Annotated in this window: 26 protein-coding genes; 11 read left to right on the forward strand and 15 right to left on the reverse strand. The window is 66.7% G+C overall.

Annotated features, from left to right (window positions below):
* Window positions 1–865: 865 nt before the first annotated feature.
* Together N0B15_RS17345 and N0B15_RS17350 are read left to right on the forward strand one after the other, a co-directional pair.
* The gene (locus tag N0B15_RS17345) at window positions 866–1,243 is read left to right on the forward strand and encodes a winged helix-turn-helix domain-containing protein (RefSeq protein ID WP_263020971.1); all 378 of its coding nucleotides are present in this window, start codon (window positions 866–868) and stop codon (window positions 1,241–1,243) included.
* Window positions 1,240–1,536 carry a DUF7521 family protein gene (locus tag N0B15_RS17350; RefSeq protein ID WP_263020972.1) on the forward strand — a complete coding sequence of 99 codons (297 nt, stop codon included), beginning with the start codon at window positions 1,240–1,242 and terminating at the stop codon, window positions 1,534–1,536. Before N0B15_RS17345 ends, N0B15_RS17350 begins: the two co-directional genes overlap by 4 nt.
* Window positions 1,537–1,552: 16 nt before the next feature.
* On the opposite strand, the gene N0B15_RS17355 is transcribed toward N0B15_RS17350, so the two are convergent.
* From N0B15_RS17355 to lipA, 7 genes are all read right to left on the reverse strand, one after another.
* Entirely contained in the window at window positions 1,553–2,719 is a 1,167-nt protein-coding gene (locus N0B15_RS17355) for a multicopper oxidase domain-containing protein (protein WP_263020973.1), read from the reverse strand.
* Window positions 2,720–2,830: 111 nt separating this feature from the next.
* A complete protein-coding gene (gene lpdA, locus N0B15_RS17360) occupies window positions 2,831–4,321 on the reverse strand; it encodes a dihydrolipoyl dehydrogenase (protein ID WP_263020974.1) in 1,491 nt (496 codons plus the stop codon).
* Between the two features lie 72 nt (window positions 4,322–4,393).
* Entirely contained in the window at window positions 4,394–4,855 is a 462-nt protein-coding gene (locus tag N0B15_RS17365; RefSeq protein WP_263020975.1) for a hypothetical protein, read from the reverse strand.
* 307 nt (window positions 4,856–5,162) lie between these two features.
* Entirely contained in the window at window positions 5,163–6,731 is a 1,569-nt protein-coding gene (locus tag N0B15_RS17370) for a 2-oxo acid dehydrogenase subunit E2 (RefSeq protein WP_263020976.1), read from the reverse strand.
* A gap of 1 nt (window position 6,732) precedes the next feature.
* Window positions 6,733–7,785 (reverse strand): alpha-ketoacid dehydrogenase subunit beta, encoded by a 1,053-nt coding sequence (locus N0B15_RS17375; RefSeq protein WP_317618617.1) that lies wholly within the window; start codon window positions 7,783–7,785, stop codon window positions 6,733–6,735.
* Window position 7,786: 1 nt separating this feature from the next.
* A complete protein-coding gene (gene pdhA, locus N0B15_RS17380) occupies window positions 7,787–8,896 on the reverse strand; it encodes a pyruvate dehydrogenase (acetyl-transferring) E1 component subunit alpha (protein WP_263020977.1) in 1,110 nt (369 codons plus the stop codon).
* Between the two features lie 171 nt (window positions 8,897–9,067).
* Window positions 9,068–10,090, reverse strand: coding sequence for a lipoyl synthase (gene lipA / locus N0B15_RS17385; RefSeq protein WP_263020978.1), 1,023 nt, complete (start codon window positions 10,088–10,090; stop codon window positions 9,068–9,070).
* A 51-nt stretch (window positions 10,091–10,141) separates the two neighbouring features.
* Between lipA and N0B15_RS17390 the strand changes: the two genes are divergently transcribed.
* The gene (locus N0B15_RS17390; RefSeq protein ID WP_263020979.1) at window positions 10,142–10,684 is read left to right on the forward strand and encodes a PH domain-containing protein; all 543 of its coding nucleotides are present in this window, start codon (window positions 10,142–10,144) and stop codon (window positions 10,682–10,684) included.
* Between the two features lie 15 nt (window positions 10,685–10,699).
* On the opposite strand, the gene N0B15_RS17395 is transcribed toward N0B15_RS17390, so the two are convergent.
* Entirely contained in the window at window positions 10,700–12,508 is a 1,809-nt protein-coding gene (locus N0B15_RS17395; RefSeq protein ID WP_263020980.1) for a vanadium-dependent haloperoxidase, read from the reverse strand.
* Between the two features lie 332 nt (window positions 12,509–12,840).
* On the opposite strand from N0B15_RS17395, the gene N0B15_RS17400 reads away from it, so the two are divergent.
* Both N0B15_RS17400 and N0B15_RS17405 read left to right on the forward strand, forming a co-directional pair.
* The gene (locus tag N0B15_RS17400) at window positions 12,841–15,201 is read left to right on the forward strand and encodes a DEAD/DEAH box helicase (protein WP_263020981.1); all 2,361 of its coding nucleotides are present in this window, start codon (window positions 12,841–12,843) and stop codon (window positions 15,199–15,201) included.
* A 113-nt stretch (window positions 15,202–15,314) separates the two neighbouring features.
* The gene (locus N0B15_RS17405; RefSeq protein ID WP_263020982.1) at window positions 15,315–15,683 is read left to right on the forward strand and encodes a bacteriophage holin; all 369 of its coding nucleotides are present in this window, start codon (window positions 15,315–15,317) and stop codon (window positions 15,681–15,683) included.
* On the opposite strand, the gene N0B15_RS17410 is transcribed toward N0B15_RS17405, so the two are convergent.
* The gene (locus tag N0B15_RS17410) at window positions 15,611–16,291 is read right to left on the reverse strand and encodes an HAD family hydrolase (protein WP_263020983.1); all 681 of its coding nucleotides are present in this window, start codon (window positions 16,289–16,291) and stop codon (window positions 15,611–15,613) included. The two genes, N0B15_RS17405 and N0B15_RS17410, sit on opposite strands and share 73 nt — an antisense overlap.
* A 239-nt stretch (window positions 16,292–16,530) precedes the next feature.
* Between N0B15_RS17410 and N0B15_RS17415 the strand changes: the two genes are divergently transcribed.
* The 4 genes from N0B15_RS17415 to N0B15_RS17430 are packed head-to-tail and all read left to right on the forward strand — an operon-like array spanning window position 16,531 to window position 19,055.
* Window positions 16,531–16,902: a hypothetical protein gene (locus tag N0B15_RS17415; RefSeq protein ID WP_263020984.1), complete on the forward strand. Its 372-nt coding sequence runs from the start codon at window positions 16,531–16,533 to the stop codon at window positions 16,900–16,902.
* Between the two features lie 9 nt (window positions 16,903–16,911).
* Window positions 16,912–18,420 (forward strand): molybdopterin-dependent oxidoreductase, encoded by a 1,509-nt coding sequence (locus tag N0B15_RS17420; protein ID WP_263020985.1) that lies wholly within the window; start codon window positions 16,912–16,914, stop codon window positions 18,418–18,420.
* Window positions 18,417–18,755 (forward strand): winged helix-turn-helix domain-containing protein, encoded by a 339-nt coding sequence (locus tag N0B15_RS17425; protein ID WP_263020986.1) that lies wholly within the window; start codon window positions 18,417–18,419, stop codon window positions 18,753–18,755. The genes N0B15_RS17420 and N0B15_RS17425 overlap by 4 nt, the downstream gene beginning before the upstream one ends.
* Before the next feature lie 3 nt (window positions 18,756–18,758).
* Window positions 18,759–19,055: a DUF8036 family membrane protein gene (locus N0B15_RS17430; protein WP_263020987.1), complete on the forward strand. Its 297-nt coding sequence runs from the start codon at window positions 18,759–18,761 to the stop codon at window positions 19,053–19,055.
* 47 nt (window positions 19,056–19,102) lie between these two features.
* Here N0B15_RS17430 and N0B15_RS17435 read toward each other — a convergent pair whose 3' ends face one another.
* Genes N0B15_RS17435 through N0B15_RS17445 form a run of 3 tightly spaced genes read right to left on the reverse strand, consistent with a single transcriptional unit; the run spans window position 19,103 to window position 19,804 of the window.
* Window positions 19,103–19,399, reverse strand: coding sequence for a DUF8036 family membrane protein (locus tag N0B15_RS17435; protein ID WP_263020988.1), 297 nt, complete (start codon window positions 19,397–19,399; stop codon window positions 19,103–19,105).
* A 5-nt stretch (window positions 19,400–19,404) separates the two neighbouring features.
* A complete protein-coding gene (locus N0B15_RS17440; RefSeq protein WP_263020989.1) occupies window positions 19,405–19,536 on the reverse strand; it encodes a hypothetical protein in 132 nt (43 codons plus the stop codon).
* Entirely contained in the window at window positions 19,523–19,804 is a 282-nt protein-coding gene (locus N0B15_RS17445; protein ID WP_263020990.1) for an ArsR/SmtB family transcription factor, read from the reverse strand. Before N0B15_RS17445 ends, N0B15_RS17440 begins: the two co-directional genes overlap by 14 nt.
* 152 nt (window positions 19,805–19,956) lie before the next feature.
* Between N0B15_RS17445 and N0B15_RS17450 the strand changes: the two genes are divergently transcribed.
* Together N0B15_RS17450 and endA are read left to right on the forward strand one after the other, a co-directional pair.
* On the forward strand, window positions 19,957–20,712 hold the full coding sequence (locus N0B15_RS17450; RefSeq protein ID WP_263020991.1) for a topoisomerase DNA-binding C4 zinc finger domain-containing protein: 756 nt from the start codon (window positions 19,957–19,959) through the stop codon (window positions 20,710–20,712).
* A gap of 53 nt (window positions 20,713–20,765) precedes the next feature.
* The gene (endA, locus tag N0B15_RS17455; protein ID WP_263020992.1) at window positions 20,766–21,833 is read left to right on the forward strand and encodes a tRNA-intron lyase; all 1,068 of its coding nucleotides are present in this window, start codon (window positions 20,766–20,768) and stop codon (window positions 21,831–21,833) included.
* A 78-nt stretch (window positions 21,834–21,911) separates the two neighbouring features.
* Here endA and N0B15_RS17460 read toward each other — a convergent pair whose 3' ends face one another.
* The 3 genes from N0B15_RS17460 to N0B15_RS17470 form a co-directional block, all read right to left on the reverse strand.
* Window positions 21,912–22,340 carry a toxin-antitoxin system TumE family protein gene (locus N0B15_RS17460; protein WP_263020993.1) on the reverse strand — a complete coding sequence of 143 codons (429 nt, stop codon included), beginning with the start codon at window positions 22,338–22,340 and terminating at the stop codon, window positions 21,912–21,914.
* 3 nt (window positions 22,341–22,343) lie between these two features.
* Window positions 22,344–22,865 (reverse strand): DUF7342 family protein, encoded by a 522-nt coding sequence (locus N0B15_RS17465; RefSeq protein ID WP_263020994.1) that lies wholly within the window; start codon window positions 22,863–22,865, stop codon window positions 22,344–22,346.
* 591 nt (window positions 22,866–23,456) lie between these two features.
* A complete protein-coding gene (locus tag N0B15_RS17470) occupies window positions 23,457–23,630 on the reverse strand; it encodes a hypothetical protein (protein WP_263020995.1) in 174 nt (57 codons plus the stop codon).
* Window positions 23,631–23,712 lie beyond the last annotated feature (82 nt).

Here is a 23,712-nt window from a genome sequence, read left to right on the forward strand (position 1 = left end):
CGGAGTATGTATCGTCTACACACTCACACGTAACGTGGTCAATTCGGCGACTCCGATCGATTCGACCGATCGAGCGTCACCGAACTATCGAGGCTCACATCAGATTCCATCTGTACGGCGGACCGCAGGGGTGGAATCCTCATTTCCTTCGGACGTATTCCTAAGCCACGACGAGTACTTAAACCCATCGGACTCACGTCCAGGACGGTGGAGCGGGTTGAACGCCCCACCAATCACGCGTTCTTTGCATTCACATCCGAGTGGCCCTATGTATATAAGGCCGTCGGATCGAGTTCCCCTCCGAAAACCGCATCCGGAGAGGAGTTTCGCGTACCAAGTCGTACGCCCCGTTAGTATATAAGGGCGTCGTCTTGAGGTCACGAAATTATCGTCGACCCGAGGGATGTGTGCCTACCTCCGTGCCGGGTTCGGCCAGAGGGGACGTGGTTGCGTTCACCACGTCGTTCGCATTATAACCGAGGCACGGGTGAGTATATAAGGCCGTCGAACGAACTGGCCTCCGGAAGTCGCTACCATGGCACGGTTTTCCATCCGGAATGCGAACCCGTTGCACACCCTTCGAGATTTCCGGCTCGGTTCACAGAGACGGGTGAGCGAACACTACCCAGACCCTGCCGAATCTCGACAGGGTGGCCACTCGAGCGGTCAGGAGTGTCGCACGGGCGGAGGTCGATCGGTCATCCCGTCCTCGCAGACACGGTCCGATCGGATGATACCCGCGCGTTCGCACACGAGGGTGCCCGCGCGTAAGAACCTGTCTCTGTGGGTGTGTCCGAACATCTTCGTCTGGGCCGGGACGAGCCACCGATGGCACTAAATCGGGTGGCTGAGAAGGTGGTGGTGAATGGTCCGGGACCCGTTCGTATCGCAGCAACAACCGGATGCAGCCGAGATCTGCGCTGCACTCGACGACCCAGACTGTCGAGAAATTATCCGCCAGCTCGAGGAACCCATGACGGCAGCAGAACTCACCAGCCACTGTGACATCCCCCAGTCGACGTTGTACCGCAAACTCGAGTTACTCACCGACTCGACGTTGCTCGAGGAGTCGACCGAGATCAGACGCGACGGCCACCACGCGAGCAAGTACGAGGTGAGCTTCGACGAGATACGACTGTTCTTATCGGAGGAACGAACGCTCGGCGTCGCGGTCGAGCGGCCGGCCCGGACGGCCGACGAGCGCCTCGCGGAACTCTGGTCGGAGGTCCGGCGCGAGACATGAGTCCACACGACACCATCGGGACCGAGATCGCCATCGTCCTCGCGATCGTGAAGACGCTCGTCCTCCTCGTCGGTGGGCTGATCTCCTACTTCGCGTTCAAAGCGTACCGACGGACGCGCCAGCGAGCGCTCGGGTTGTTGGCGACCGGGTTCGGTCTGGTGACGCTGGGGCTGGTACTCGCCGGTGTCAGCTACGAACTGCTCGAGGTCGACCTCGCCGTCGGCGTCTTACTCGAGAGTCTGCTCGTACTCGCCGGGTTCCTCATCATCGCGTACTCGCTGTACGTCCAGTAGAGAGGAGGCGGACGCCTCAGGCGTCGTAACCCGCGTCAGCCATGACGTGGGCGAACTCCTCGGTCTCCATCGCTTCCTCGTAGACGATCGCCGTCATCATGCCGCCAGGGTAGTTGCCTTCGTTGGTGACGTGGTGGACCTTGTGGCAGTGCGCCGGGTAGATGCCGGGGTCGGCGTCGGCCTCGAACTCGAGCGTGTAGCGTTCTGCAGGGCCGATAGTGACGACGTCCTCGTCGTGGCGGGCCGCCTCGGGAATCTCGCCGCCGTCTTTGGCGACGACCTGGAAGCGGTGGCGGTGGGTGTGGAACGGGTGTGACTCGTAGCCCGCGTTGACGACGTGGAGCCTGACGGTCTCACCGGCGTCGACGAGCAGCGGCGTGCCGAGTTCCGGGTGGAACGTCGAGGGGGCGCTCCGGCCGTTGATGGTGTAAGCGTCGGAGCGGCGGTCGAGCGAACTGTAGTCTGCGTCGGCGTCACCGGCGTACTGGCGGTGGAGCCGGGTGTCCCAGTCGCGAAGCGTCAGGAAGTACTCCCTGTCGACCGGCTCTGCGTCCTCTGGAATCACGTGGAAGATGCCGAACATCCCCATCTCGAGGTGGGTGTCGGTCTGGACGTGGCAGTGGTAGAAGTGTGTGCCCGGAACGTCGGCGTGGATGGTGTAGGTCTGGCTGTCGCCGGGTGAGACGTCGAGGTGGCCGGCGGTGTCGGGTGCGCCGTCGTCGTGCCAGGATTTGTCGACGGCGTGGACGTGCAGCGTGTGGTTGTGGTTGTGTTCGGTGTTCTCGTAGTGGAGTTCGACGGTCTCGCCCTCGGGGACGCGGTAGACGGGGCCGGGGACGCTCGGGTCGCGGTCGTCAGCCTGCCAGGCCCAGACTTCGGGGAGGACGACCGGGCCGCTCGGCGCGTCGGCGGTGACGAGTTCGTGGCGGGCGGGGACGGTCCGGAGCGTCGACTCGAAGCCCTGGTCTGCGAGGTCGACGATTTCAGGCGGCGACGTGTACGGGTGGTCGGTGAGCGGTTCGTCCGCGTCGTCGTCGCCGTCGGGTTGCTCGGCGGTGCCAGCGGGTTCGTCGTCGCCGTTGCTCGTCGAGAGACAGCCCGCGAGTGCACCGACGGTCGCGACGCCAGCCGTTTTCAACACCGTCCTGCGGTCGATACCGGAGTCGAGCGGAACACGAGTCATAGTACACTCGAGTGTTCGAGACCCCACATCAAGACCCGTCACGACGGTTCCCACCGGGTGGGAAGCGCGAGAGACCGCATAAAAAAGCGAACACGGACGGGCAACGGCGTCCTACCGGTTCAGCGTGTGAATCGCCCGGCCGAGGGCGTTCTCTGCGGCCTCCATCACCGCTTCCGAGAGCGTCGGGTGGGTGTGGACCGTCGCCGCGACGTCCTCGAGGGTCGCCCCCAGTTCGATGGCGAGGGCGAGTTCGGCGATCAGTTCCGAGGCGTGCGGGCCGACGAGCTGTGCGCCGAGGACGAAGCCGCTCTCGCCGTCGGCGACGATCCGGACGAAGCCGTCGGTGTGGCCCGTCGTCAGCGCGCGTCCGCTCGCGCGGAACGGGAACTGACCGACGACGGGGTCGAATCCCTCCTCCTCGGCCGCCGCTTCGGTCAGCCCGACGGTCGCGATCTCGGGATCGGTAAACACCGCCGCGGGCATCGCCTGGGCGTCGATCGCCGCGGGTTCGCCCGCGATCACCGCCGCGGCGACCTGCCCCTCCATGCTCCCCTTGTGTGCGAGCATCGGCTCACCGGCCACGTCGCCGACGGCGAAGATGTGCGAGACGTTCGTGCGCGCGCGGTCGTCCGTCCCGACGAAGCCACGCTCGTCGGTCTCGACGCCCGCCGACTCGAGCGAGAGCGAGTCGGTCACCGGCACCCGCCCGACGGCGACGAGGACTTTCGTGGCGTCGAACTCGAGGCGCTCGTCCGCCTCACTCTCGTCGGTCTCCGCCGTGGTCCCGCCGTCGGCTTCGGTCTCGGTCGCCTGCCCGGCGGGTTCGGTGACGACGCGGATGCCGTCGGTTCCCGGCGGGTCGTACCACTCGGTCGCGGTCCGGCCGAAGTGAAAGTCGACGCCCAGTTCCTCGGCGCGTTTTTTCACCGGCCGGGCGAGGTCCGCCTCGTACTCGGGGAGGGCCCGCTCGAGCATCTCGACGACGGTGACGTCGGTGCCGACCCGGGCGAAGACCCCAGCCAGTTCCATGCCGATGTAGCCCGCGCCGACGATGACGAGCGACTCTGGCACCGACTCGAGCGAGAGCGCCGCCCGCGAGTCGAGGACGGGATCGTCGTCGAACGAGAAGTTGGGGATCTCGAGCGGGCGAGAGCCGGTCGCGACGACCGCGTGCTCGAACCTGATCGACTCGGAGCCTTGCCCGTCGCCGCCGTGTGAGACGCGGACGGTGTGTTCGTCGGCGAAGTGGGCGGTGCCCTCGACGAGGGTGACGCCGTTGGCCTTACAGAGTTTCTCGACGCCGCCCGTCAGCTGTGAGACGACGCCGTCTTTCCAGTCGACCATCTTCGCCAAGTCGATCGCTGGATCGGCGTGGATGCCCATCTCCTCTGCGTGGCCGGCGTCGTAGGCGAGTGCGCTGGCGGAGAGCAACGCCTTCGACGGGATACAGCCGTGGTTGAGACAGGTCCCGCCGTAGGCGTCCCGTTCGACGAGCGTCACGTCGAGATCGAGTTGGCCCGCGCGGATCGCCGCCACGTAGCCCGCAGGGCCAGCGCCGATGACCAGTACGTCCGTTCCGGTTTCGATGTCGCCGACGACCATGTACGTCAGTGGCCCGGCCAGCGGTAAATAGACGCAGGGACCGCCGCCGGAGAGTCAGCCCAGGTGACGCTCTCAGGCCGCGTCAGCGAGACCCAGTTTGCTGAACCGGCCAGCGGCGAGGAAGGCGAGGGTACCCCCGGAGAGTGCCGTCACGAGCACGCCGATGCCGCCGAACGGCAAGAAGGTGAGCGCGAACGCCGCGACGACGACCCCGGCGAGAAAGAGGACGGCCATCGCCCGGCGGTCCCACTCGAAGGCGTGTGCGACGCCACCCGCCGCGGCCGCCAGAACGACCGCGATCCAGCCGTAGACCTCGAAGCCGTACACCACGGTTCCGTCGATCACCGCCCACGGGAGCATCGACCCGGCGAGGACGCCGACGAGACACGCGACCATCGCGGCGAGACCACGGTCGAGCGACGGCAGGTCGTCCTCGCCAGCGTATTCGTCGGTCCGCTCGTCCTCGAGTGTCGGGTCGCTGGCGCTCGAGTCGCCGTCCACCGCGTCGAGAGCACCGGGGTCGTCGCTCGTCATACCCGACACATCGGAGAGGGGACGGGTGAAGGTTGCGACACTCGAGCGGGCGAACCAACGGGTAACGAGCGAGCGAGGGGTGAACGGACGCAGGGACGGGAGACCAGCGCCCACCGGAGCACGAACCGGTGGGCTCGAGCGCTCGGCTCGCTGGCGAGTCGCGGAGAACGTGGACTGCTGTCGTGGTAGCCGCGTGCGGCCGTACCGTTCGCCGTCGGCTACCTCGCCACGTCCAGAGCGGAGTGAGCGGCCCGTCCGTCGGAACCGAGACGGCGGGAACGGCGAGACAACCGTGAGGTGCCGCCGATCACTCGAGCAACAGCAGCTCCGGCTCTCGCAGGTGAGCCGCGACGGTGTTCGTGAATCCGGCAGCCACCGCGCCGTCGAGCACCCGGTGGTCGAACGAGAGCGACAGCGGGAGGACGTCTCTCGCGACGACCTCGCCCTCGTGGACCCACGGCCGTTCGTCGATCGCCCCGAGCGCTAAAATGCCGACCTCGGGGTAGTTGACCAGCGGCGTCGCGAAGCGCCCGCCGAGCGCGCCGACGTTCGTGATGGTGAACGTCCCGCCTTGCATCTCCTCGAGCGAGATCGAGCGGTCTCTGGCCCGCGCGACGAGTTCCTCGAGTTCGGAGGCGAGCTGGAGCAGCCCCTTCCGATCGACGTCCTCGACGACGGGGACGAGCAGCCCGGCGTCGGTCGCGACGGCGACGCCGAGGTTGTACTGGCTCAGCTGAACGATCTCCTCGTTCTCCTCGTCGAGCTGGCTGTTGAGCAGCGGATACGCCCGGAGACCGGCGACGACGGCCTTCATCACGAACGGCATGTAGGTCAGCCGGATGCCCTGCTCGTCGGCGTGCTCGGCGAGTCGCGAACGCGTCTCGACCAGTCGGCTCACGTCGACCTCGTCGGTGTGGGTGACGTGCGGCGCGGTGAACGCAGAGCGCTCCATCTGCTCGCCGATCGCCTTTCTGACGCCGCGATAGGGGATTCGTTCCGCGCGCTCGCGTGTGCGGGCGTCGTCTGCCGCTCGAGCGCTCACCCGCTGTGCGTCGGCCGCCTGCGCGGCCTGCTGGGTCTCGGCGTAGGCACGAACCGCCTCCGGGGTGACGAACGCCTCGCCGTCGTGGCTCTCGTCGGTCGGAACGGCGTCGAGGTCGACACCCGCCTCGCGGGCGAGTCGCCGGGTCGCCGGGGCGGCGAGCGTCCGCTCGCGGTCGGCCGGCTCGTGGCCGGTGGCCGACGCCGGAGACTGCTCGTCGGTGCCGGGAGCGGTATCTGCTGGAGGTTCCTCGACAGACGGCTCCTCGGTTTCCTGTGTCGGCGCTCCCTCGTCGGTCTCACGCGCCGATTCATCCTCGTCGGCCGCCGCCGCGTGAACGTCCGCCTCGGTGAGCCGACCCCCGGGACCGTTCCCCTCGAGTGCGGTCAGGTCGACCCCCTCCGCACGGGCGAGCCGACGGACGCGCGGCGGGGCGAAGACCCGGCCCGTGGGCGTGGGTGTCTCCTGTGCCTCCGCAGTCTCGTTGGCGGCATCGGGTTCGCTCGCACCGTCGGCGGCATCGGGTTCGTCGACTCCCGGTGGCTCGCTCGAGCGGGCGGTCTCGGAGTCGCTCTCGGCCGTCTCCGCGGTCTCGCCCTCGACGTCGAAGGTGACGATGACGGTACCGACGGGGACGACCGCGCCCGCCTCGGCGTGGAGCTCGCGGACCGTCCCGTTCACCGGCGAGGGAATCTCCACCAGTGCCTTGTCGGTCTCGACCTCGGCGACCGACTGGTCCTCGCTGACGGGGTCGCCCTCGTCGACCAGCCAGGAGACGATCTCACCCTCGGCGACGCCCTCGCCGACGTCGGGGAGCGTGAACTCACGGGCCATGTTAGAACGCCACCGCCTCCCGGATGCCGTCGACGATCCGCGCCGGTTCGGGCAGGTAGTAGTCCTCGAGCGCGTAGAGCGGGAACGGCGTGTCGAAGCCGGTGATGCGTTTGATCGGGGCTTCCTGGTACAGCAGCGAGTGTTCCTGGAGCGTCGCGACGAGTTCCGCGCCGAAGCCGCCGGTTTTGGGCGCTTCGTGGACGATGGCCGCCCGCCCCGTCTTCTCGAAGGAGGCGACGACCGTCTCCTCGTCGAGCGGCGAGATGGTCCGTACGTCGACCACCTCGACGTCGATCTCGCCCTCGAGTTCCGCGGCGGCCTCGAGTGTCGGACGGGTCATCGCCCCCCAGGTGAACACCGAGATGTCCTCGCCTTCCCGGCGGACCGCGGCCTCGCCGATGGGGACCTCGTAGGAGCCGGTGGGAACCTCCTCGCGGAAGGCCCGGTAGATGAGCTTCGGCTCCAGGAAGATCACGGGGTCGGGGTCGCGGATCGCGCTCGTGAGCAACCCCTTCGTGTCGTATGGGGTGCTCGGAATCACGACCTTGAGTCCGGGCTGGTGGGCGAACATCGCCTCCGTCGACTCCGAGTGGTGCTCGGGGGCGCGGATGCCGCCGCCGTAGGGCGCGCGGATCACCATCGGACAGGTAAAGCGGCCGCGCGAGCGCGTACGGAGGCGCGCCGCGTGGGAGACGATCTGGTCGAACGCGGGGTAGATGAAGCCCAGAAACTGGATCTCGGGGACGGGCTTCAGGCCGTAGGCGGCCATCCCGATGGCCGTGCCGACGATGCCCGACTCGGCGAGCGGGGTGTCGATCACCCGGTCCTCGCCGAACTCCTCGTAGAGACCCTCCGTGGCGCGAAAGACGCCGCCGTTCTTGCCGACGTCCTCGCCCATCACGAGGACGTCCTCGTCGCGGGCCATCTCGGTCGCGAGACCGTCGCGGACCGCCTGAACCAGCGTCAGTGACTCGGTCTCGGCGTCGGCCGCCGTCGCGTCTCCGGTCTCTGCCTGTGCGCCACCGCCTGCCTCTGGGTTTGCGTGACTCGCCATGTTATCCCTCCAGGAGCGCGTCGTCGCCGTGTGTGTCGCGAACCGAACCGAACCACTCGAGTTGTGCACGCAGCCGTCTCGGCATGTCCGCGTAGACGTGCGCGAAGATTTCCTCGGGGTCGGGCCGGCTCTCGTTCTCTGCGCGTTCGATCGCCTCCGCCACCTGCGCTTCGATCCGCGCCTCGAGCGCCTCGAGTCGCTCGTCGTCGAGCATCCCGTTCGCGCGCAAGAACGCCTCCATCCGCGGGAGCGGGTCCTTCGCCTTCCAGCGGTCGACCTCCTCGTCCTGGCGGTAGACCGAGGGGTCGTCCGCGGTGGTGTGTGCGCCGAAGCGGTACTGGACGGCCTCGATCAGCGTCGGGCGCAGTTCGCCGTCGTCGGGGTTGCGGGCCTTCTCGAGGGCGTCTCGGGTGACGTTGTAGACCGCCAGCGGATCCATGCCGTCGACCTGAATGCCCTCGAAGCCGTAGGCGGTCGCCTTCTGCGCCAGCGTCTCGCTCGCGGTCTGGCGCTCTCTGGGCACCGAGATGGCCCACTGGTTGTTGTTACAGAAGAAGACGGTCGGCGTGTCGAACACCCCGGCGAAGTTGAGTCCCTCGTGGAAGTCGCCTTCGCTGGTCGCGCCGTCGCCGAAGTAACAGAGGAACGCCCGGTCCTCGTCTCTGAGCCGTGACGCCCACGCCGCGCCCACCGCGTGGGGAATCTGCGTGGCGATGGGGACCGCCACCGAGAAGACGTTGACGTCCTCCGGGATGTAGTTGCCCGACTCGTGGCCCATCCAGTAGAGGAGGATCCGCTCGAGCGAGAGACCACGCAGGAGGATCGCCGCGTGTTCGCGGTAGCTGGGGAAGATCCAATCGTCGTCGGCCAGCGCGAAGGCGCTGCCGACCTGGGCGGCCTCCTGGCCCGACAGCGGCGGATAGGTTCCCATCCGGCCCCCGCGCTGGAGACTCACCGCCCGCTGGTCGAGGTGTCTCGCCAGCGCCATCGCCTCGTACATCTCGAGGAACGCCTCTTCGGAGAGGTCGGGGACGCGTGCGCCCTCGAGCACACGCCCGTCGTCGTCGAGCACCCGGACCCGGTCTCGCGGGTCGTACTGTACCGTACTCATTAGTGAACACCCCTGCGCATACATCACATTCTATCGCTCGGGTTAAAGGAGTTTCGTGGATTGTGAATCATAGGTACCTATCCCCCACATCAGACCACTATTGTCCACCCATGTGCAATTCAGGTGATCGTTTGTTTCATCGTCCGGTGAGCGACGCGCTGGCGACCTCGCTCACTCGCTCGCCCGGCGCGCCGCTGCACGCGCCTGCTCGAGGCTCTTGCCCTCGCGGAGGAGCGCGTCGACGAACAGTTCGCCCGCCCTGTACGACGAGCGGACCATCGGGCCGCTCGCACAGTACAAAAATCCGAGTTCCTCTTCTGCGACCTGCCGCCAGGTGTCGTACTTCTGTGGGTGGTCGTAGCGGCGAACCGGGAGGTGGCTCCGTGAGGGCCGGAGATACTGCCCGAGGGTGACCACGTCGACGCCGCGCTCGCGGCAGTCGGCGAGTGTCTGGTAGACCTCGTGGTCGTACTCGCCGTGGCCGAGCATGATCGAGGTCTTCGTGTAGATCTCCGAGTGGCGGTCGACGTACTCGAGGACGCCCAGACTCTGTTCGTAGCCCGCTCGGCGGTCCCGGACGGGGAACTGCAAGCGCTCGACGGTCTCGACGTTGTGGGCGATCACGTCCGGACGGGCGTCGACGATGCGCTGGACGAGGCGCTCGTCGCCCTGGAAGTCCGGGATCAGAACCTCCACCAGAATGTCGGGGTGGCGGCGCTTGATCTCCCGAATCGTCTCCGCGAAGTGGCCCGCTCCCTGGTCGGGGAGGTCGTCGCGGTCGACGCTCGTCAAGACGACGTAGTCGAGACCGATCTCGGCGACCGCTCGAGCGACGTTCACCGGCTCCTCCGGGTCCGGCGGCTCCATCCCACCGGTCTCGACGTCACAGAAGTTACAGCCTCTCGAGCAGCTATCACCCAGCAGCATGAACGTCGCGGTGCCGCCAGCGTCATCCGCTGCCGACGGCCGGTGGCCGCCCGACCAGCACTCGCCGAGGTTCGGACAGTTGGCCTCCTCACAGACGGTGTGGAGACCGTACTCGCGCAGGGTCTCTCTGATACCGACGAACTCCCGGCCCGCGGGAGGACGCATCTTCAGCCAGTCGGGTTTGCGTGCGCGAGACACAGCAGACGTTCGGTCTCGAGGGTGAAAAACGCTGGCGGTCGGCCGAGGAGAACGCTCGAGGAGACGCACCCGCTGCGAACCGACACCAGCTTTACGCCGGCGAGGGGCGTACGGTCTCCGATGGCTCCGGTGCTCGAGCGCGGCGACCCCGACTGGCTCCACCTCGCGGGTGACGAGCGCGTCGTCTGGGAGAGTCGCCCGCACGTGGTCGCGATGGGGAAAGAGGTACCGATCGCGACGGCGCTCGTCCTGGTCGGCTTCGTCCTCGCCCTCTGGAGTGCGACGAGTGGGGTCTCGAGCCTGCTGACGCTGGCTGGCGTCGTGCTGATCCTCGCCGGTGGCGTCCTCGCGCTCGTCCGCTACGTCTACTGGACGAACACGCGCTACGTCATCACCACCGGCGAACTCTACAAGAAACGCGGTGTCGTCTCGCGGGACGTCGTCCAGTTCCGTCTCGAGCGGGTCCAGAACACGAGCCTCGAGCAGTCCGTGCTGGGGCGGCTCCTCGGTTACGGCGAGCTGACGGTCTACACGGCTGGCTCGGGCGAGCCGGAGCTGACCTTCGAGCGGGTACCCCAGCCCGGCAAGGCGAACCGGATACTCAGCGGCGAACTGGGCGGGAACGTCGAGGTAGATCGCGATCCGTCGACGGCGCGCTCGTGAACGCGTCTCGAGGCGTCAGGGGGTGGCGTTGTGAGCGTGTTCTCGAAGTGCCTCGAGTACCTCGATAGTGACCGGTGCGGTGCCGTCCGAAGTGAGGAGGCTACTGTCGAGCGCGTCGGCGTCGAACGGCGTGAACGTCAGGTCCTCGATCGGTTCGTACGAGTCGTTGAGGTCGGTGACGAGTTCGTCGAGGAGGGTCGCGATGGCGACCTGTTCCCCCAGTTTGACGGAGTAGATGTGGTCGGTCGGGTAGTGGACACCTGCCCAGAGTCGCCCCATCCCGATGTTCTCGGCGAGCTTGTCGATCTCTCCGTGAACGGTCAGCGTGTCCGTGTCGTTCTCGTCGAGTTCGTCCCGGCCGCCGTCGCCGTCGGGGACGTAGATCGTCTCGAAGTCCGGTAAGTCGAGGAGATCTGAGTCCTCGAAGAAGGCCTTGACGATCGTCGAACAGGCACCACCGATCGCCGAGTGGCCGCTCGGATACGCCGGGTGTGCGGGCGATCCCTCCCGATAGGTGAGCGAGAGGTAGCGGTAGATGGTGTTCCAGCCCTCGACCGCCGTGTGATCGTAGACGGTAGAGTCGAAGACGAGGTCAGACATCACGTCGTCTGGATCGTCGAGCTGGACGGTCTGGCTGGCGACTTCCGGGCGGGGGCGTCGGTGGACCAGCCACTTCTGGTACCAGGCGGCGTTCAAGGCGTTTCTCGTGACTCGAGCGAGCAGGTCCAAGAGACCGACACCCCCGTAGTTGACGTACTGGAGGACGGTGTCGCTGTCGACGTTCGGCAGTCCCGCGTCGAACTCCGCGCCCCACTCGAAGAGCTGGAGGGCCGGAACGACGTACGGCACGTACGCCGGGTCGACCCTGACGTACGCCGCCAGGTCGCGCCCAGTGGTGATCCAGCGTTCCTCGTCCTCCTCGAGGTCGTTCGCGCCGTCTGGATCGCCGTCACCCGGTTCAGAGCCGCTCGAGATACCGGAGCCGAGAATCATCATCGAGCGCTGGCCACGGTGGTTGTTTTCGAACATGTCTCTGCCCTCTTCGAACGGACGAACCTTGGGATCCATCGGCACGTTTCCGAGGGACGCACGCTGGATCAGGAACTGGCTGAGATACGGGCCGGAGCGGGCGTGATCGGAGACGCCGCGGAATGGGTTGTCGAGGTCGACCCACTCGGGATCGAGGTCGTAGGTGACACCGATCAACGTGTCGGTATCGTCCTCGTAGTCGTCGTAGAGACTGTCGTCGGTGTACTGTCCGAGAGTGACGTCACGGAACTGCTCCATCCAGTACAGTTCGACCAGTTCGGCACCGAACAGGTCGCTGTCGAACGACGGCGGCGCAGGCATCGTTCCCATCCAGGAATCCATTCCATCGGTCGGGAAGTGGTGACCAGCGGGCGGGGAAACGAGCCGTCGCTCTCCGGCACCGAGGTCGATGTCGTCGTAGTCGCCGTCGTTCTCGAGGATATCGACGAACGCGTCGTACACCTCGACCTCGATGCGGTGGGTTTGGGAGCTTCCGCCGAGTCCTTTGAGATACGCGCCATAGTAGTACTCCTGGCCGTCGTCGGTCACCGAAATCGGGTCGTCGTTCGACTGGTCGTCGTACTCGTCGAGTTCGCGGATGAGTTCGTTCGCCGCGTTCACCCGATTGTTGTACGCTTCGTCACGCCGAGAGCCGATCGCTCGCAGTTCGGTCTCGGAAGCGGACACCGATGGGACACCGAGTGTCGCGAGCGCCCCTGCACCAGCGACACCCTGTAAGTAGCCGCGTCGACCGAGTAACCGTTCGATACCGCCTGCAGAACTGTCATCAGACATGCAACAGCGCCAACGAACCTCAGTGATAAATAATTTCTCGATGGTTGACTTATTTTAACGTGGCAGAAATATAATCTGACATGTGGTTGTCTGATTTGGCTAGACCGTCTTCCCGGGTTTAGAGAGAGAATAATACGCCATTCGACAGTTTAGATAGTAGACAATATTATAATTTTCTCGAGAAAGTGAGGTCGGTGTGCACTCCGGTACTCGAAGTGGACCGATGCATTCGTACGCCGGACGAACCCGACTCGAAACGAACGCACGAGGTGACCAGTCGGAGTCAGCCTGGAAGGAAACGCCTTTGCTCCCCCATCCCCCGGTTCAGCCTGATGGAGGTCGCCGAGGTTCTGCCCGAGTTTGCTGACGCCTTCTCGTTCGAGGAGTTCAACCGGATGCAACGCGAGGCACTGCCCGCGCTCTTAGACCGCGAGGGGAACGTCGTCGCGAGCGCGCCGACCGCGTCGGGAAAGACCGCGCTCGCCGAACTCGCCATCTGCAAGGCGCTCGCCGACGGCGGCACCGCGCTGTTTATCGCCCCGCTCCGGGCGCTGACCAACGAGAAAGAGGCCGACTGGGACCGCTTCGAAGCCCTCGGCTACTCGGTCTACGTCGTCACCGGCGAACGCGAGCTGAACCCCCGCCGGGCACGCCGGGCCGACATCCTCGTGATGACCCCCGAGAAACTGGATTCGGCGACGCGAAAACACGACTCGAGACGCTACGACTTCGTCACGAGCGTCGACGTCTGCATCATCGACGAGGTCCACCTCCTGGATGCCGACCGGCGAGGCTCCGTCCTCGAGGTCTCGATCTCGCGGCTCAGACGGCTGTGTGCGCCACGGATCGTCGCGCTCTCGGCGACGATGCCGAACGTCGAGGACGTCGCCGCCTGGCTCGAGTCACCCCCGGAGTGTACCTTCGAGTTCGGCGACGAGTACCGCCCCGTCGACCTGAACCCGGGGGTGAAGACCTACACCCACGGCGAGAACTCCTTCGCCGACAAGTACCGCCGGCTGTATCGCGCGCTCGACCTGGCCGAACCCCACCTCAGGGAGGACGGCCAGGCGCTCGTCTTCGTCTCCTCGCGCCAGGACACCGTCCAGGCGGCGAACAAGGCCAGAGACGAGATCGCCAAGCGCGACGTACCGATGGGCGCACGCGGCGACTACGACTTTCACACCGAGAGCACCGACCTCGAGAACGAGACGCTCAGAAACGCCGTCCTCGACGGCGTCGCCTTCCACCACGCAGGTCTCTCGAAGAACGACCGCGACCTCGTCGAGCAGTGGTTCAAAGCGGGAAAGATCGAACTGCTCTTCTCGACCTCGACGCTCGCCTGGGGGGTGAACCTGCCCGCTCGCTGTGTGATCATCCGGGATACGAAACTCCACGACCCGCTCGAGGGCGAAGTCGACATGAGCCCGCTCGACATCCTCCAGATGCTCGGACGGGCGGGCCGGCCCGGCTACGACGACGTGGGCTACGGCTGGGTGATCTGTGACGGCGCGGACGCAGACACCTACCGCAGACTGCTTCGCGAGGGCAAAGAGATCGAGTCCAGACTCGCCGAGAGCCTCGACGCCCACCTCAACGCCGAGATCGCGATGGGCACCATCACCGATCTCGAGGACGTGATGGACTGGCTCGAGACCACCTTCTACTACGTCCGCGGGCAGTCGAAACCCGAGGCGTACGACTTTCCGAACCTCAGAGAGCGGGTGCGTGACTGTCTCGAGCGCCTCGTCGACGACGGCTTCGTCGAGACCGGCGCGGACCTCTCGATCGAGGCGACGCCGCTCGGCGTCCTCGCCTCGAAGTACTACCTCAGACTCGACACCGCCGCCGAGTTTTTCACCGTCTGTGAGCGCTGTAACGAGCGCGGAAGCGACGCGCTGGCGGCGAGTGACCTCCTCTGTGCGGTCGCCGCCGCGGGCGAGTTCGACTCGGTGTCGGCACGCCAGGCCGAACGCGACGCGATCAACGCCGTCCTCGTCGGCCAGGAGACCGGCGACCTCGACGCCGGCCAGCGGAAGGTGCTCGCCATCCTCCACAGCGGCGCGAGCGGGACGACCCCCGCCGAACTTCGCAGCGACGCCTGGGTGATCCGCCAGAACGCGACCCGCCTGCTCTCGGCGCTGCGGGCCTTCCTGGTGCGCTTCTGTGACCCCCACGCGGCCAACCTCGCCCGCCGGGTCGAGGCGCGCATCGAGAACGGCGTCGCCGACGACGCGGTCGGCCTGACGGCCATCGACGGGGTCGGTCCCGGCCGGGCGAGTAAACTCGCGAAAGAGGGCCTGACCACCCCCGGCGACGTCGTCGAGGCGGGTGTCGCCGACCTCGTCGCGGTCGGTCTCGGCGAGGGCGTCGCCGAACGCGTCTACGAGGGCGCACAGTCGCTCCCCGCGGTCGAACTCGAGTGGGGAACCTTCCCCGAGACGGTCGCGACCGGCGAGAGCGCCGTCCACGAGGTGACGATCCGAAACGTCGGCGAACCCGCCCAGGCCGGGATTCGCGTGACGGTCAACGGCGTCGAGATGACGAGCACCAGTAGCTACCTCAGAGACGAGGAGACGGTCCCCGTCGGCGTCTTCGGAGCCAACGAAGACGAACTCGAGTACACCGTCAGCGTCGCCTTCCCCGGTGTGCCACTGGTGCCGGTGGCGGAGTCACGCACCGTCGACGTCCGGTAACGACAGTCGCGCGAGAGCCGTCGTGCGAGAGCGCGGGCCGTCGTCCCGCTGGCGTATATCAGTCTCACGAGAGGCGTGTGAGAATCAAGTGCCTCGACGGTGCAGCGCCGTGTATGGACACACCGGAGAACACGCTCGAGCGACCTATCGATTCGATCGCGCTCGGCTTCGCACTCGCGAGCGCGTGGGGGCTCGCCGTCGCCGTCCTCGGCTTCGCCTCGAGACACGGCTGGGGAACGCGCTGGCGAGCGCTGCTCTCGGACGTCTACGTCGGCTTCGAGCCGGGACGCGGCCGGACGTCGGCGGGCGTCGCGTGGGCCGCCGCCGACGGCTTCCTCGGCGGCGTCGCCGTCGGCTGGCTCTACAACGTCTTCACCCGCTCGCGTGCCGACTCGAGCGACGCGCCGGTTCAGGAGACCGCCTCGAGCACCGCCGCAGAGAGCGCCGCGGGATCGTCGACGACGACGTCCGCTGGCGCGTAGTCGACGCCGTCGTGAGCGTCGATCTCGTAGGCGATCACCGTCGCCCCGGCGGCGGCCGCAGCGGCGAGACCGTGACTCGAGTCCTCGATGGCGACACAGTCGCCGATCGGAACGCCGACGAGGTCGGCGGCCACCTCGTAGATGTCGGGTTCGGGCTTTCCGGGACCGTCGATCCCCTCGGCGCTGACGATCGCGTCGAACGCGCCGTCGAGGGCGAAGCGCTCGCGGACGAGGTCGATCCACGCCGGTGGCGAGGAGGAGACGATCGCCGTCGACACCGCTCGAGTCTCCAGCTCGGTGAGGAGGTCCGTAAAGCCGGCCAACAGCGAGACACGCTCGCCGTAGAGGTCGCGGGCAGCGTCCTCGAAGATCGCGAGGAACTCCTCGCGGCTGACCGCCGTCCCGTAGGTCTCCTCGAGATAGTCGTAGATCTCGCGGTAGTTCAGCCCCGTCACCTCGGAGACGGAGACCTCGTGGTCGGGGACCACGGTTGGCAGGAGCTGCTCGCGCTCGAGTTCGACCCAGTAGTCTTCGGAGTCGACGATCACGCCATCCATGTCGAAGCAGACCGCGTCGTGTGTCGCCTCGAGAGCCGTGTGCGTCGCCATTGGTCACGGTTCACCAGCGGACAGTATAGGTGTGTTCCCGACGGCGACGACCACTCCCGAATCCGGTCACGAGTGACGGTCAGAGGTGGACGAAAACGCACGAGGGCGCGCCGAATATTGGAGAGAGTTTCGAGGTAGTACCCACGGAGCTTCGAGAGAGTCGAGCGAACCTTCCATACAGTTGTGACGGAGTTCGAAAAATCCTCTTAGGGGAGACTCGAGTCGGATGGGAGTGAGACATGAGACAGACACGAACGCGGTTCGCAATCGTTGCACTGGTCGCACTCCTGACGCTGGTCGCTGGCGCGGCCGGTGGCGTGAGTGCGCTCGACGGAGACAGCACGCTCGCACAGAGTGACGAGATGAACGGCGACGACGATATGATGGGTGACGAGATGAACGGTGACGACGACATGAGTGGCGACGATGAGATGATGGGCGACGACATGGGCGGCGATGACGAGATGATGGGCGACGACATGAACGGTGACGACGAGATGATGGACGATGACGACGACGGACTCCTCGGTAACGTCGGCATCGTCGCCGCGGGCCTGCTCGTCGTCGTCGGCATCGTCGGCGTCGTCGCGGTCCGATCGATGGGGAACTGAGAGGCGACCATGGCCGGCACCCCCTCACAGCTCCCGGATCGGTGGCGGCTGCTCACAGCCCTGATCGGCGGGACGGCGGCCACCGCTGGCTCGTTCGCCTACGCCGGACTCACCCCGGCGTTCGTCGGTGAACCGGCGTCGGCGTTCGTCGTGGACACGACCCCCGGTATCGTGATTACCACCGTCCTCGAGACGCTGGGCCCGCTCGCCCAGCCGGTCAGCTTCGCCCTCGCCCTCGCGGTCATCACGGCCCTGCTGAGCGCAACGGCCCTCCTCGCGCTCGAGATCGAAGTCACGCTCGAGCGCCAGTACGTCGCGGTTCCGGCGACGGCACTCGGCGTCTGGCTGGTGACGGCTGGTCTCACCGGGTCGACGACCGGATCGCTCGCGGCGGCGGTCCCGGCGGCGGCAGCCGTCGGCATCGTCGAGTTCGCGAGCGCGAACGACCCGCTGAGCGTCCGACGGGACCGAACTCCCGACCGGCGGAAGCGGGCGACGCTCCAGGCGGGCTTCGGCACGCTCTCGCTGTCGGGACTCGCCTACGTCGCGGGCCGACGGCGGACGCCCGACTCGAGCGTTCCCTACCTCGACGGTGGCGTCGACGCCCCGCTCGCAGAGCGGCGACTGCTCCGGGAGGCCGACCGCGAGTCGTTCGACTTACCGGACGCACCGGGGCTGGTGAGCCGAATCGGCGAGTTCTACACCATCGACATCAACACGATCGATCCGATCGTCGAGTCGGCGACCTGGGAGCTGTCGATCACCGGAGCCGTCGCGACCGAACGCACGATCGACTACGACGAGTTGCGCGAGCGCCCCGCCGAGCGCTTCTTCAGCACGCTTCGCTGCGTCGGCGAGGGACTCAACGACCGCGAGATGGACACCGCCGTCTGGACCGGCGTCCCCCTGGCTGACGTCCTCGAGGAGGTCGGTCCCGAGGGCGAGTACGCCGTCGCCCACGCCACCGACGGCTTCTGGAACACGATCACGCGCGAGGAACTCGAGCGCTCCTACCTCGTCTACGGCATGAACGGGCGGGTGTTACCGCGGGAACACGGCCACCCGGTTCGCCTGCTCGTCCCCGGCAACTGGGGCGAGGTGAACGTCAAGTGGCTCACCGAGATCGAACTCACCGACGAGGACCGTGACGGCTACTGGGAGGAACGCGGCTGGGACGGCACCGGCGAGGTGCGCACCGTCGCGAAACTCTGGTCGGTCGACCACCACGACGACGGAACGGCGACCGTCGGCGGCCACGCCTACGCCGGCCGACGCGGAATCGACCGCGTCGAGGTCTCGAGCGACGGTGGCGAGACCTGGACCGACGCCGAACTCGGTCCCGAGTTCGACGCACCCGACGTCTGGCGACAGTGGCGACACACGGTCGACCTCGCAGACGAGCCGCGCGAGGTCGTCGTCAGAGCGGTCGACGGCGAGGGGAACCTCCAGCCGGAAACGGAGTCGGAACCGGTTCCCGACGGCTCGAGCGGCTGGGTGTCCCGGGTGATCGAACCGTGAGCCGGGAGACGCTCGAGCGATCCGACGGCGAGCGTACCCGGGCGTTCGAACGGACCGCCTGGGAACTCTTCGGAACGGGCACCGGCAGCGACACCCGGTGTCGGCTCGTCGCCGAACTCGAGGCGAACGGCCCGCTCAACGCGAACCAGCTGGCGAGCGCGCTCGAGTGTGACTACACGACGGTTCGTCACCACCTCGAGCGGCTGAGCGAGACCGGGTTCGTCGTCACCGACGGTCCCGAGCGGGGCTACGACGTGCGGTACCGACTCGGCGACGCGCTCGCGAGGAACTGGCCGTGGGTGGACACACAGTGGCTCGAGTCGACGAGTAGGTGAGAGATGGAGTGGAGCACGCCGCTGGCCGCCGCGCTCGTGTTGTCGGCGGCCAACCTGCTGTTGCTGTGCGTGCTCGTCGCGGTCTGGCTGGGAAACTACCGCACCTTCCGGCGGCGCGAGTTGCTGGCGTTGTGTTGTTTCGCGGTCGTCCTCGCCGGTGAGAACGCCGCTGCGCTCGTCTTTCACCTCGGCATGAGTATGTTCTACGCCGAGACAGCGGGGGCGCTCGCCGTCGCGACGACGCTGCGAGCGCTACAGTTCGTCGCGCTCTGCTTTCTGGCGTGGGCGACGCTCCAGTGAGCAGTGACGAGGGTCGGGACGCGTGAGAGCGTAGAGACGAGACGGCGTCACTTGAGGGTGACGTAGGCGAGGAAACACAGCGCGACGAACTGGAGACCGCGCAAGAGCGCGACGACCCCCTGGACGGTCGGATCGGAGGCGTAGAACATCCCCGTCGAGAAGAAGAAGTAGATCGCCGCCGCGTTCTCGAGCGCGAGGACGGCGCTGAACGCCAACAGCCCGAGGACGAGCGGCGTCTTGAACCGGCGGTAGTTCTGGAGCCAGACGTACGTGAGGACGACGAGCAACGCGAGATTGGCCCCCGAGAGAACCGCTGCGGCGGTGAGTTCGGTCGACATCGCCATCTCACTCACCCGCCTCCGTGTTCGCGTCGCTCACTCGCCGGCGAGACACCCGCGAGCGCTCGCTCGGTGGTGCCCATCCGGGCGTCGGTTCGTTCGGTGCAGTCGGGTCGGTGCTGTGCGCTCTCATGCGTGCTCAAGTTTCTCCGTGATCGCCTCGAACTCCTCCCAGTGACGGGTGAACTGATCGGTGAGGAAGTACAGTTCGCCGTAGGTCTGGCCACCCGTCTCGACGACGTTGTGATCGACGAGCATCTCGAGGTGGTGGCGGACGGTGTTGTACCCCAGGTCGAGTTCGGTCGCCAACTGGTTGGCGTTGCGCGGGCGGTCGTCGAGGGCTCTGATGATCCGTGCCCGGTTCTCACCGCCGCGTGTCCCGGCGATGAGGTACCACAACGCCTTCTCCATCGATCTCCATCGGCGATTCACACGGTCACCTCAAAAGTGTACGTATTGTGGTCGCAGAAACGAACCCCGACTCGAGTGCGAGCCGGACTGGACCACACCGCTCGCGACCGCACCGCCGCGGGTTTATATACGATGGCCGGACCAGCGTCGCCATGCTCGACGACTCGATCAGGGTCCTCGCCGGTGACTGTACGGTCATCGCCGACGGGGCGAGTAGAGAGGAGTACCGCGGCCGCGTGACGACCGTGGTCAAACCCGACAACACCGTCCTCGTCCACGACGTCGACGGCTACCAGCCCGTCGCCTGGCTCACCCGTGCCGACAGCATCTCGAGTACGAGCGATCCGAGCGGGTTCAGCGTCGTCGCCCACAAAGGCGAGCAGACGCTCCGCATCGCCGCCCACGACCAGGACGGCTTCGGCCAGTATCCGGCGTCCCCGGCCGGAACGCCCGTCGGCGACTGCCCCGACTGTGGCGGGGCGCTCGTGCGTTCGTCGGACGTCCACTGTCTCGACTGTGGCGAGCGCTACGGCGTCCCGAGCGACGCGACCGTCCGCGAGGAGCGCTGTGGGTGTGGTCTCCCGCGGATGCGCGTCGAACGCGGTCTCGCCTTCGACGTCTGTCTCGACCGGCGCTGTGAGTCACTCGACGAGACCGTCCGCGAAGCGTTCGACCGCGAGTGGGCGTGTCCCGAGTGCGGTGGCGACCTGCGGATTCTGCGGCGCGGCGGTCTCCTCGCCGGCTGTGAACACTACCCCGACTGCGAAGCCGGTTACGTCATCCCTTCGGGCCTGCTGGACGGCGAGTGTGGCTGTGGACTGCCCGCCTTCGACACCCCGAGCGGGCGGCGCTGTCTCGACGCAACCTGCGAGGAGATCCTCGAGACCCCCGCCGTCGAGCGCGGCTGATCCCGAACGCGGCCGATCGCAGTCCCTTTGTCTCGAGCGGCCGAGCGACGCGTATGGGACATGGACTCGAGGGGCGGTTCGTCAGCACGGACGCCCACACAGACGGCGTCGTCCACGTCGCGGGCGACGCCCGCCAGCGCTTTCACGACGCCCGCGGCTACGGCTACCCGCTCGAGGGCAACGAGATCGCCCTCGCCCCCGTCGAAGCGGCCCACCTCCTCTACCGGGGCGACCTCGAGTCGGTGGTCGTCGACGACGAGCCACTCGGTTTTCGCGAATTCGTCGCGCGCGAACCCGGTGTCGACTTCGGCGTCCGCTTTCTCGTCTACGCCGACCTGCGCTCGCGCGGCTTCTACCTCTCACCGGCGACCGAGCCGTGGCTCGAGTCGCCCCCGGCGAGTGACTTCGCGGTCTTCCCCCGCGGGAAGGGACCGCGAGACGGCGCGGTCGAGTACGCCCTCCGCGTCGTCGGCGAGCGGACCGACCTCCCCGCAGGCGACCTCCGCGAGGGCGTCCTCGCCGTCGTCGACGAAGAGGGGGAGATCACCTACTTCGCCGTCTCGCGCGAGGAGATCACGGGTACGAGCGACGACAGCTTTCCGGCCGACGGCCCGTTCGAGGCGGACTTACTCGCCGACCGGGTCGTCGTCTGGGAGCCGCCGCTCGCACTCTACGAACGGACGTTCTACGGCCAGCCACTCGAGGGACGGGAGTACGACGACCCGACGCTCCAGTGTTCGCTGCTCGAGGCGGCCCACCTCGCAGAGGCGGGCGTCCTCGACCTCTCTGTCGAGACCGTCTCCGAACGCGGGCGGGCGGTCGAGGGAGCACGCTTCGAGCGCCGCCTGGCGGTATACACCGCGCTCCGGGAGTCCGGCGTGGTGCCGAAGACCGGCTACAAGTTCGGCGCGGACTTCCGGACCTACGCCGACGTGGAGTCGGTCGAGAACCTGGGCCACTCCGAATTCCTCGTCCGGGTCCACCCCGCCGAGTACGTCTTCGAGCCGCGTGCGCTCGCCCTCGACGTTCGACTCGCCCACGGCGTCAGAAAGACCATCGTCTTCGCGCTGGTCGACGGCGAGGAGATCGAGTGGTGGTCGCTCGAGCGGCTGACGCCCTGAGTCGATGGCTCTCGTTCGTTACGATCTCCGTCGGGGATTCCCGCGCCTGTAGGCGCGAGAGGATGTCACACAGATCACTCACTCGAGCAACTCCCGATTCCGGTCTGTGACCCACTCGAGAACCTCGAAGACCACGTCGAGGTGGTATTCGGTCTCGAGTGGCGGCGGCTCGACGCCGGACGCGTCCGGCGGTGGATGGAAGTGGGCCCGAGTGGCGTCCGGTCTCGGGTGGCGATCCCACCGACACTGCCAGCGTCCCTCCTCGTGACGCTCGAGATAGTGGACGGTGTAGTCTCCGCCGACGAACCAGTGGACGTCGAGGCGAACCTCAGTCACCGACGCCGGATAGCGCGTGTCGTCCAACTCGAGTTCGAGCACTCTCGGCGAGATGGAATCGGGGCGGAACGCCCACCCGGATACGAGGGGGTGGGTCGTCGCCCGTCGAGCGAGCACGTCGAGGGTCTCGACGTCGAGCGGTCCGCTCGGCGCTTCGTCTCGGCCGCTCACGGTTCAGACCCGCGCTCGCCCGTCGTTCGACGATGCCAGGCGCTGGACGGCCCGTTTCAGGAGCGGAACGTCCCGGCGGATCGTCCGCCACTCGGTGAGGTCTTCCCACCGCTCGTGAAGCTCGTCGTGGCCCTCCGTCGGGTCGTCCGGAACCGTCACGGCGTCGGGACCCGGGACCCCGTATCGCTCCTGAAGCGCCCGGTCCGTCTCGAGGAGGTCCTCGAGCCGGGCTCGAAGCTCGCTCTCGTCGTGTTCCCGAACGAGCGTTTCGACCCGCTTCCACCGAACGTACGACGGATTGCGTCGGTATCCCGCTGGCCGCGAGTCCGTTCGCTGTGCGATTCCCATCTCGACGAGTTGCTCGAGCGCCCCTCGAGCGCCGTTTTCAGAGCACTCGGCCCACTCCGCGAACTGCCGTGCGGACACGGCGTCGGCCGTTCCAACGAGCACGTCGTACACCCGCTGGAACGTGGTCTGGTCGCCAGTCCACCGCTTCCGGGGATCCTCGTGTGTGCGGCCGGCCATGGCCGAACTTCGGCCCGGGAGCGCATATATCTTTACCAGGGCACACATATCTGTATCCGTTGTGAGCGCTACGACCGCTCGTCCAACGCGACGTGGCCGAGTCGGACCGAGACCTCGACACACGAGTCGGTGCGTGAGAACACCCCTCGGTGGCAGAGGTCTCGTCAGCAACCGTCTGCGAACCGACCCGGCTACGGCAAGGCTATCGCCCGCGTCTCCCCCAATCGTGTGCCGAAGACCACCTCCTGTCCACGTCGTCGGTGATGGGTCGTGTTTAGTTAGGCGAAAACCAGCCGACCAACCGCCGCTGGGTGGGGCTGAAAGGGGCGACGCTCTCGAGGTGTAAGACGACGCAAGAACCGCAGGACGAAGTCCGAGGATCGCAGCGAGTCGCAGCCCTCGAGAGCGTCGGGGCTTTCTGGGCGTTCGCAGCCAACGAATCGGCGGATCGAGCTAAAGTAAACACCACCCGGTGATGAAAACGAACCCTTTTTGCGATTCACGGCGGGAGTAGGTGACAATCGATGACAGGCGACACCGACGACGAGACCCGGCCCGACGGCGCCGTGGTGTGCAATCCTGACGGCCCTGTCACTGGTATCCGAGTAGCTCTCCAATCATCTCCAGCACCATAAATATTGGAAGGGCGATCAGAAAGATGTAGAGGAGGAATACTGCGGGCAGCATCTCGACACCACCGCTCACGAAAAAGTCTACTATCAGGGTATATGCAATGATGGCGAGTAGCCACTCCTGTTTATTCATGAATATTTATATTTAGATGACTCCTTTACCGTTTTCGATCTGCTACAGTGACACCACTCGAGCCCGACCACGATACGTACGG

Origin of the sequence: Natronobiforma cellulositropha, from assembly GCF_025629245.1 — an archaeon.
GTDB classification, from domain to species: Archaea; Halobacteriota; Halobacteria; order Halobacteriales; family Natrialbaceae; genus Natronobiforma; species Natronobiforma cellulositropha.

What these genes read in the sequence shown, in the direction of transcription:
- N0B15_RS17375 (WP_317618617.1), bottom strand. Translation starts at nt 7,785, where the DNA reads ATGGCGAGTCACGCAAACCCAGAGGCAGGCGGTGGCGCACAGGCAGAG.
- N0B15_RS17395 (WP_263020980.1), bottom strand. Translation starts at nt 12,508, where the DNA reads ATGTCTGATGACAGTTCTGCAGGCGGTATCGAACGGTTACTCGGTCGA.
- endA (WP_263020992.1), top strand. Translation starts at nt 20,766, where the DNA reads ATGGGACATGGACTCGAGGGGCGGTTCGTCAGCACGGACGCCCACACA.
- N0B15_RS17410 (WP_263020983.1), bottom strand. Translation starts at nt 16,291, where the DNA reads ATGGCGACGCACACGGCTCTCGAGGCGACACACGACGCGGTCTGCTTC.
- N0B15_RS17445 (WP_263020990.1), bottom strand. Translation starts at nt 19,804, where the DNA reads ATGGAGAAGGCGTTGTGGTACCTCATCGCCGGGACACGCGGCGGTGAG.
- N0B15_RS17405 (WP_263020982.1), top strand. Translation starts at nt 15,315, where the DNA reads ATGGACACACCGGAGAACACGCTCGAGCGACCTATCGATTCGATCGCG.
- N0B15_RS17415 (WP_263020984.1), top strand. Translation starts at nt 16,531, where the DNA reads ATGAGACAGACACGAACGCGGTTCGCAATCGTTGCACTGGTCGCACTC.
- N0B15_RS17345 (WP_263020971.1), top strand. Translation starts at nt 866, where the DNA reads ATGGTCCGGGACCCGTTCGTATCGCAGCAACAACCGGATGCAGCCGAG.
- N0B15_RS17435 (WP_263020988.1), bottom strand. Translation starts at nt 19,399, where the DNA reads ATGGCGATGTCGACCGAACTCACCGCCGCAGCGGTTCTCTCGGGGGCC.
- N0B15_RS17355 (WP_263020973.1), bottom strand. Translation starts at nt 2,719, where the DNA reads ATGACTCGTGTTCCGCTCGACTCCGGTATCGACCGCAGGACGGTGTTG.
- N0B15_RS17370 (WP_263020976.1), bottom strand. Translation starts at nt 6,731, where the DNA reads ATGGCCCGTGAGTTCACGCTCCCCGACGTCGGCGAGGGCGTCGCCGAG.
- lpdA (WP_263020974.1), bottom strand. Translation starts at nt 4,321, where the DNA reads ATGGTCGTCGGCGACATCGAAACCGGAACGGACGTACTGGTCATCGGC.
- N0B15_RS17365 (WP_263020975.1), bottom strand. Translation starts at nt 4,855, where the DNA reads ATGACGAGCGACGACCCCGGTGCTCTCGACGCGGTGGACGGCGACTCG.
- N0B15_RS17450 (WP_263020991.1), top strand. Translation starts at nt 19,957, where the DNA reads ATGCTCGACGACTCGATCAGGGTCCTCGCCGGTGACTGTACGGTCATC.
- N0B15_RS17390 (WP_263020979.1), top strand. Translation starts at nt 10,142, where the DNA reads ATGGCTCCGGTGCTCGAGCGCGGCGACCCCGACTGGCTCCACCTCGCG.
- N0B15_RS17430 (WP_263020987.1), top strand. Translation starts at nt 18,759, where the DNA reads ATGGAGTGGAGCACGCCGCTGGCCGCCGCGCTCGTGTTGTCGGCGGCC.
- N0B15_RS17470 (WP_263020995.1), bottom strand. Translation starts at nt 23,630, where the DNA reads ATGAATAAACAGGAGTGGCTACTCGCCATCATTGCATATACCCTGATA.
- N0B15_RS17465 (WP_263020994.1), bottom strand. Translation starts at nt 22,865, where the DNA reads ATGGCCGGCCGCACACACGAGGATCCCCGGAAGCGGTGGACTGGCGAC.
- pdhA (WP_263020977.1), bottom strand. Translation starts at nt 8,896, where the DNA reads ATGAGTACGGTACAGTACGACCCGCGAGACCGGGTCCGGGTGCTCGAC.
- N0B15_RS17400 (WP_263020981.1), top strand. Translation starts at nt 12,841, where the DNA reads ATGGAGGTCGCCGAGGTTCTGCCCGAGTTTGCTGACGCCTTCTCGTTC.
- N0B15_RS17420 (WP_263020985.1), top strand. Translation starts at nt 16,912, where the DNA reads ATGGCCGGCACCCCCTCACAGCTCCCGGATCGGTGGCGGCTGCTCACA.
- N0B15_RS17350 (WP_263020972.1), top strand. Translation starts at nt 1,240, where the DNA reads ATGAGTCCACACGACACCATCGGGACCGAGATCGCCATCGTCCTCGCG.